Source organism: Sphingomonas bacterium (genome assembly GCF_903643035.1).
Lineage (GTDB): Bacteria > Pseudomonadota > Alphaproteobacteria > Sphingomonadales > Sphingomonadaceae > Sphingomonas.
The window spans coordinates 1-7,720 of the sequence record NZ_CAHJWW010000136.1 but is presented as its reverse complement, the minus strand read 5'-3'; the positions used below and the strand labels follow the sequence as shown (position 1 = coordinate 7,720).

General features: G+C 67.3%; 6 protein-coding genes and 2 tRNA genes. 2 read left to right on the top strand and 6 right to left on the bottom strand.

The genetic code is table 11. The features are described from left to right. Positions 1-85 precede the first annotated feature (85 nt). Positions 86-870, bottom strand: a protein-coding gene (locus HUV01_RS09670; RefSeq protein WP_174298066.1) for an IS5 family transposase whose coding sequence is annotated in 2 segments (ribosomal slippage) — positions 86-507 and positions 507-870 — 786 coding nt in all. Because the reading frame shifts where the segments join, the coding sequence is not laid out codon by codon here. Between the two features lie 237 nt (positions 871-1,107). On the opposite strand from HUV01_RS09670, the gene ypfJ reads away from it, so the two are divergent. Beyond that, a complete protein-coding gene (gene ypfJ / locus HUV01_RS09665) occupies positions 1,108-2,037 on the top strand; it encodes a KPN_02809 family neutral zinc metallopeptidase (protein WP_174298065.1) in 930 nt (309 codons plus the stop codon). Positions 2,038-2,488: 451 nt separating this feature from the next. Here ypfJ and ettA read toward each other — a convergent pair whose 3' ends face one another. After that, on the bottom strand, positions 2,489-4,168 hold the full coding sequence (ettA, locus tag HUV01_RS09660; protein ID WP_174298064.1) for an energy-dependent translational throttle protein EttA: 1,680 nt from the start codon (positions 4,166-4,168) through the stop codon (positions 2,489-2,491). Positions 4,169-4,621: 453 nt separating this feature from the next. Between ettA and HUV01_RS09655 the strand changes: the two genes are divergently transcribed. Then, a complete protein-coding gene (locus tag HUV01_RS09655; protein ID WP_174298063.1) occupies positions 4,622-4,891 on the top strand; it encodes a hypothetical protein in 270 nt (89 codons plus the stop codon). Between the two features lie 110 nt (positions 4,892-5,001). On the opposite strand, the gene HUV01_RS09650 is transcribed toward HUV01_RS09655, so the two are convergent. The 4 genes from HUV01_RS09650 to HUV01_RS09635 form a co-directional block, all read right to left on the bottom strand. Further along, positions 5,002-5,078, bottom strand: a tRNA-Pro gene (locus tag HUV01_RS09650). 122 nt (positions 5,079-5,200) lie between these two features. Beyond that, positions 5,201-5,274, bottom strand: a tRNA-Ile gene (locus HUV01_RS09645). After that, entirely contained in the window at positions 5,265-6,281 is a 1,017-nt protein-coding gene (locus HUV01_RS09640) for a polysaccharide deacetylase family protein (protein ID WP_254606535.1), read from the bottom strand. The genes HUV01_RS09645 and HUV01_RS09640 overlap by 10 nt, the downstream gene beginning before the upstream one ends. A 68-nt stretch (positions 6,282-6,349) precedes the next feature. Further along, positions 6,350-7,720 (bottom strand): sensor histidine kinase (locus tag HUV01_RS09635; RefSeq protein WP_174298062.1); only part of this gene is annotated, 1,371 nt, incomplete at its 5' end.

The following is a 7,720-nucleotide window of genomic DNA, read 5'->3' as shown; positions in this document are numbered from 1 at the left end:
GCCGCCCACGCAGTGCCCACACTGTCATAAGCCGCTGGCAATTACCGACAAATCTACTCTGCCAAAGTAGTGCTAGGTTCAGGACTCATTGATTGAGCCAGAAGATGAAGCTGGCGGCGAGTGCGATGGCTGACAGGAAGGTGTGGGCACATCGGTCGTAGCGGGTGTGGATGCGTCGCCAGTCTTTGAGTCTGCCGAACATGTTCTCGATACGGTGGCGCTGGCGGTAGAGGGATCGATCGTGCGGGATCGCGACCTTGCGGTTGATCTTCGAGGGGATGCACGCGGCGATGCCGCGTTCGGCAAGCGCCTTGCGGAACCAGGTGGCATCATATCCTCTGTCGGCGAGCATGGCTTTGGCAGGCGGCAGGGTGTCAACCAGCATGGCGGCACCCTTGTAGTCGCTGGTCTGTCCCTCGGTAAGGACTAGACGGACAGGGCGGCCGCTGCCGTCGCACACGGCGTGGAGCTTGGTCGTCAGCCCGCCACGGCTGCGCCCGATGCAGCAGGGTAGAGCCCCTTTTTGAGCAAGCTGGCGGCGGTGCGATGCGCCTTGAGGTGGGTCGCATCGATCATCAGTCGGTCCGAGGTGTCGCTGCCCGCCGCCAGTTCGGCGAAGATGCGGTTGAACACGCCGAGCCTGCTCCAGCGGGTGAAGCGGTTATAGATCGTCCTCTCGACGTTGCTCGAGACAGGCTTGTGCGGCCCGTACGCCGCAGGCGTGTCGCGCCACCGCAACCCGTTGCGGATCACGAACAGGATGCCGCTCAATACCCGCCGGTCATCCACCCGTGGCACACCGTGCGACAGCGGAAAACACGGCTCGATCCGGCGCATCTGCGCCTCGGACAGCAACAACAGGTCGGACATTGCGACACCTCCGACGCCACTGAATCAACCCGCCAGAGCTAACGCAACTGTTTAATAGGTCCTGAGCCTAGGCGACGGCTGGGTCCTACCGCTCTCGGAGGAGCGGGACCTGGGCCTGTCTGGCTAACGTTGGCGATGTTTCGGGGCTCGCGCCGACGACCGTCGCGACCGCGCGCGGTTGCAACGCAGGGCAACGCCGCCCATTCAGGACCCTTCCTCTCCTGCAAGGCACCCGGCATGCGTCTCGACGACTTCGATCCCGACATCAACGTCGGCGACCAGCGCGGCCAGGGTGGCGGCGGGTTCCTTGGCGGTAGAGGCGGCGGCGGCGGCGGCGGCCTGCTGCTGGGCCTGCTGCCGCTGATCGGCAGCCGGTTCGGCTGCGGCGGCATCGTGCTCGTGGTGATCGTCCTTGCGGTGCTGGGCGTGAACCCGCTATCGCTGCTGGGTGGCGGAAACGGGAACGGCGGCGGCTTTGCCCCGACGCAGCGCAGCGCGCCGGCCGCGCACGCCGACGCGAGCAGGGCGTGCAACCTCGACGCGTCGAGCAAGGCGGCCTGCAACGCGTTCAGCAGCGCGGACAAGACCTGGGCCGCGCTGTTCGCGCACGAGGGCAAGCAGTTCCAGGCGCCCTCGCTGCAATTCTACAGCCGCGATGGCCAATCGGGATGCGGCGCGGCGCAGGCGGCGATGGGGCCGTTCTACTGCCCGACGGACGACGGCATCTATCTCGACACCAGCTTCTTTCAGGAACTCCAGACCCGCTTCCACGCCGGCGGCGACTTCGCGCAGGACTATGTCATCGCGCACGAGTTCGGGCATCATATCCAGAATCTGCTGGGCATTTCGGCCAAGGTCAGTCAGGCGGAACAATCGTCCAGCGCGACCGACGCCAACAAGCTGTCGGTGAAGCTGGAACTACAGGCGGACTGCTACGCCGGCGTCTGGGCGAACGCGAACAAGGACCGGCTCGATCCTGGCGACGTTCAGGAAGGGCTGACGGCCGCCCATGCGATCGGCGACGACACGCTCCAGCAGGAGGCGCAGGGCCGGGTGGTTCCCGACAGCTTCACCCACGGCACCTCGGCGCAGCGCGAGCATTGGCTGCAGGTCGGGCTGGACTCGGGCGATCCGGCGAGATGCGACACGTTCGATGGGGCGATCTGAAGCGGCTTCCGATCGTTGGCTCGTCCAATATCAGCGATGGCTCACGCCAATGACGATCACAACAATTAAGCTCCGGCAAGCGGGCGCCGGCTGATGACGGCATGTCGTGGGCGCGAAGTTGCGTTCGGGAAGCGGACCGCAGCCGCTGCGGTAGGTGGATCGATCATTGAGACGCCTAACCTGCAACTCGGCATACGGATGTCGGCACAGGCGACCACCGGACTACCCGAAACGTCAAGTCGCTCGCGAGAAGTCGTGATAGAAGGAAGTGGCTGTGGACGCGTCCGGGGCACGCCGCGCACGATGTAGTCGGTCAGATGCACGATCAAGATCAGTCGATCGGGCCGGCCCCATCATGACCGGACGCGATCGCCGAGAGCCAATCGCGATATGCTGCAGGCGATCGGGGACGTATCCTTCTACCAGAGCAGCAGCACGAGCAGCGCCGCAGTCACCGGGTCAGTTTCTTGTAGGCCAGCCTGGTCGGCCGATCTGCGGCGTCCCCCATGCGACGGCGCTTGTCCTCCTCGTAGCTCTCGTAATTGCCCTCGAACCACTCGACGTGGCTGTCGCCTTCGAATGCCAGGATGTGGGTCGCGAGGCGATCGAGGAAGAAACGGTCGTGGCTGATGACCACCGCGCAGCCAGCGAAACTCTCCAGCGCCTCCTCCAGCGCGCGCAGCGTCTCGACGTCCAGATCGTTGGTCGGCTCGTCGAGCAGCAGAACGTTGCCACCCTCCTTCAGCATCTTGGCCATGTGGACGCGGTTACGCTCGCCGCCCGATAGCTGACCCACCTTCTTCTGCTGGTCCTGCCCCTTGAAGTTGAAAGCGCCCACATAGGCGCGCGTACCCATTTCCTGCTTGCCGAACCGGAACACCTCCAGCTTGTCGCTGATCTCCTCCCATACGTTCTTGGTAGGATCCAGATCGTCGCGAGACTGATCGACATAGCCAAGCTTCACCGTCTGGCCGACTTCGATCGACCCCGTGTCGGGCTGCTCCTGTCCGGTAATGAGCTTGAACAGCGTCGACTTGCCCGCGCCGTTAGGCCCGATGACCCCAACAATGCCGCCCGGCGGTAGCGTGAAGTCAAGCCCATCGAACAACAGTTTGTCGCCATAGGACTTGGTCAGACCCTTGGCCTCGATCACCTTGCCGCCCAGTCGCTCGGGCAGCTGGATCAGGATCTGCGCCTTGCCGGCGACGCGGTTCTCCTGCTTCTCGACCAGCTCGTCGAATGCACGAATGCGCGCCTTGCTCTTGGTCTGGCGTGCCTTGGGTGTCTGGCGCATCCAGTCCAGTTCGTCGCGGATCGCCTTCTGCCGACCTTCCTCCTCGCGATCCTCCTGCTCCATCCGCTTGGCCTTCTTCTCCAGATAGCCGGAGTAGTTGGACTCATAGGTATAGTAGCGACCGCGATCGAGTTCGAGCACCCAGTTGACGACGTTGTCGAGGAAGTAACGGTCATGGGTGACAAGGATGACGTTACCGGTATATTCCTTCAGGTAGTTCTCCAGCCATGACACGCTCTCGGCATCAAGGTGGTTGGTTGGCTCGTCAAGCAGCAGGATCTCTGGCTTCTCGAGCAGCAGCTTGCACAAGGCGACACGGCGACGCTCGCCCCCAGACAGCGTCGTCACATCGCCGTCCGACGGCGGGCAGCGCAACGCCTCCATTGCCTGTTCGAGCTGGCTGTCGAGCGCCCAGCCATCGACCGCGTCGATCTTGGCCTGGAGTTCGCCCATTTCCTCGAGGAGCTTGTCGAAATCCGTGTCGTCCTGCGGGTCTCCCATCTCGGCGGAGATGGCGTTGAACCGGTCGACCAGGTCCGCGACCGGACGCACGCCATCCTTCACGTTACCCATCACGTCCTTGGTGGCATCGAGATGCGGCTCCTGCGGCAGGTATCCGACACGAATGCCCTCAGCTGCCCATGCCTCGCCCTGGAAGTCGGGATCCAGCCCGGCCATCACCTTCATCAGGGTCGACTTGCCCGATCCGTTGGGGCCGATGATCGCGATCTTGGCGGTGGGCAGGAACTGGAGGCTGATGTTGTTGAGAACAGACTTGTTCGCGCCCGGGAAGGTCTTGGTCAGACCCTTCATGACGTAGCTGTACTGGACGGCCATGGCGGCGCGCGCTCCTGGAATATCGGGTGTGCGGGGATGTGAGGGGGCAGATAGTCGGGCGGTGGCCGGTTGGCAACGCGGCCACGGACGCGCCAAGCCTGCGGCTTCGCCGCCAGAACAGGAGGATCGTGCCTCTGCCGTCGACCAGCAGTTGATCGCGCGCTCCCCGTGCCCGCCGCCGCGCCGGACGGCTCAGGGCGGACCCCGGCCAGTACCGGACCCTGCGGCCATCGCCGGCCCGGTACGGATGTGCGGGCCGGCCAGGGCGGCGTGGTCGCGCACAAGGCGCCGACACGATCGATACCCGCGCGATTGGACGGACTGGCGCGAAAACCGGGCGGATCGGCGTATCAATTTCCCATTGACCAACTGGGGTCTGACGCGGCATCGTCTCGGCTCGCGGCGACGTTCAGGTCGAACGCGGATGATTTTGCATTTTGGGGGAGTACCCGTATGAAGAAGTTTACCGTCGTTCTCGTTGCCGCTAGCCTGATGTCGCTTGGGGCTTGCAAGGCGAAGTCACCGGAAGCCGCCGCCGTTGAGAACAACGCCGACATGGTTGGCGACAACATCGATGCCGCTGCAGACAATATGCAGGCGGTGTCTGATAACTCCTCCAACGCGATGGCATCGGACATGATGGCGAACGCTGCCGACAACATGCACGACACCGCCGACAACGTTCGCGATGCCGGTAAGGCGACCGCCAAAAACATGCAGTGATCGTCCGCCGACCGACAGGTCGGCTTGCGACGCGAAAGGGCGCCCTCCATCAGGACGGCGCCCTTTTTTGTGCATCAGAACCACGATCGGATCGCGAGCCGATCAGGCATTGGTCGGGGAGACAGGATTCGAACCTGCGACCCTCTGGTCCCAAACCAGATGCGCTACCAGGCTGCGCCACTCCCCGATCATGCCTCTCTAGCGGGATTGTTGAGAAATTGAAGCGTGGTGTCAATTTCATTGCTTATCAGGCGTCGAGGCGGTGGCGGTCACGGGTGCCGGCCGTCAGCGACGTGCGGGGCGGCGGGGTGGGCCCGGCAGGACTTGAACCCGCAACCTAGCCGTTATGAGCGGCCAGCTCTAACCAGTTGAGCTACAGGCCCGCGCCCCGTGATCCCCGGTAGCGCGCTCGTCCCGCCGCCGCAATCACCTCGTCCACCGAGGCGGAACGATAGTCTGCCGCATCCAGCGCATCGAGCACGACGTCCCACCATCTCCAGAACCGCGCAAGGTCGCCAGCGTCGCGGACATAGGGCGTGTGCCCGGGCACGAGCGAGGGCGAGTGGAAGGACAGGTTGAGCAGCGCCAGCCCCTCGCCCGCCGCGATCCGGACCGCCTCGACCACGTCGCCCGCCGGCATGTCCTCCGGCGTCAGCGCGACCCGGTTCACCAGCCGCAGCCGCGCCAGCAGGCCGCGGCCATGCGGCACGCGTCCGGCGAGCCCGTGCCAGTGCCCGCCCGCGCCGCGCCAGCGGCCGGTGAACACCGTCGTCAGCGGAAGCTCGACCAGCGCGCCGTCCGGTCCGGTTCGATAGGCGCGCGAACCAACCGCGCGGAAGTCCGGGCCGCCATCGCGCCGGTAGTCGTAGCGCGCGCGCACCGAGCTATCGAGGCGGTAGCCGCGCTCCACCAGTAGCGCCGCCGTCGACGGCCCGATCCCGTAGCGTCCGGCACGATAGGCGCGGGGCTGGCGGCCCAGGGCGCGCTCGATCGCCCCGGTCAGTACGTCGATCTTCGCCGCCTCGACCGAACGCGGCAGGTTGCCGGGATAGGTCCCGCCGGGGCCGGCGCCGTCCCAGAACGGCGGATTGACCCAGGGGTGGAGCTGAGCCCCGATCGCCGCGCCCCCCTCACCCAGCATCCCCGAGATGAGCGCGGCGGCGCGCGCGTCCGCGACAACGGGGTGGTCGACCATATAAGTCGCCTCGACGCCCATCGAGCGGAGCCGGCGGTGCGCGACCGGCAGGGCCGCGACCGCGCTCACTTGGCGGGCATCGCGCGCGGGCGGGCGCGACCAGTCGAACTCCTCCTCCGTATCGACGAACAGCGTGAAGCGCCGGCCGAAGTCCTCCGGCCAGCGCACCAGCGCATCGGCGGCGGGCGCTGGCACGTCGTAGCCGGGAGATGGGCCGGGAGGGGTTCCGGAAGGGAACCCGTGAGAAGCACGCTCCGCCATCGTCAGCCCGCGTACGTCTGGCCCGTTCCTTCGCCGACGGCGGCCGGCAGCCTGACCGTCAGGCATCGCGGCTCGAAGGCGAGCGCACCGCCCAGACCGGCCGCGAGGTTGCAGGCCAGCCGCAGCGCGAAGCCCACGCCCAGCAGCGGCGCACCCGGCATCGCCGCCTCCCGCTCGGCATCGACCAGCAACGGACCGCCGGACGCCAGCGCGGCGAGCGCGGCCGGCCGGTCGACGATCACCAGCACGGCATCGCCGTCGCCGCGCATCGCCGCGATCGTCAGCCGCTCGCCGGACACGCAGGCGGATACCAGCGCGGCGAGCAATCGCCCGAGCAGCCGCTCGGCGGCCCGATCGTCGATGTCCAGCACCAGCGTCGACGGGACCGGCGTCAGCGACAACATCGCCCCACGCATCGCGGCGAGCGGCTGGCAATCGAGGATCACCTGCCGGAGCAGCGGCCCGAGCGGCACCGGTCCGGCACGCAGCTCCATCGCCTGCCCCTCGATCCGGGCGGCGGTGTCCAGATCGTCGATCGCGGCGATCAGATCGGCGGCATGGGCGCGGATCGTGGCGGCCCGCGCGCGGTAGGGCGCGGGCACCGGCCCTAGCATCTCGCTCTCGATCAGCTCGGCGAAACCGCCGATCGCGTTGGTGGGCGTGCGCAGTTCATGGACCAGCTGGCGCAGCCCGTCGGCGACGGCGGCATGGCCCGTGGCGGGCGGCGACGCGCTCTCGTCGAAGCGAGGGCGGCGGCCCGTGCCGCGGTAGCCGATGAAACGACCGCTCGCGGGATCGAAGCTCGGCTCCGCCGCGATCCGCCATGCTCCCGCCGCCGCCGACAGGCCGACGACGACGAAGCGCGCGTCGTGGAACGGCGCGCGGCGGCGGAACGCGCCGGCGGCGACGCCGTCGACCACCGAGCCGGGTCCGCCGAACGCCGCCAGCGACAGGCCGATGAGCGGCGCACGCTCCACCCCCTCCACCCAGCGGATCGTGCCGGTCGAGTCGGTCTCGAAAGAAAAGATGGTCGCGGGCGCGGGCGCCTGCCCAGCGGCGGCCGGATCGTCGGGCGAGGCCAGGTCGCGCTGGCGCTGGAACGCCTCTATGCGGGCGACGAGGTCGGAGATCGGGAAGCCGTTGCCGGCGGTCGGCTCGAACGCGATCGTCTCCCGACCTCCCGGCGGTCCGGCCTCGCGCTCCGGCGATCCGGCCTCATGCTCCGGCAGCCCGACTTCGTGCTCCGGCAACCCAAGCTGAAACGCCGGCGACCCGGCCTGGCGCAACGCCTCCGCCACCACCGGCAGGCCGAGCGCGACCGCGCCGAGCGGGACGAAGCTCCCCTGCCCCACCGGCGGCGTCGCGAGGGCTGC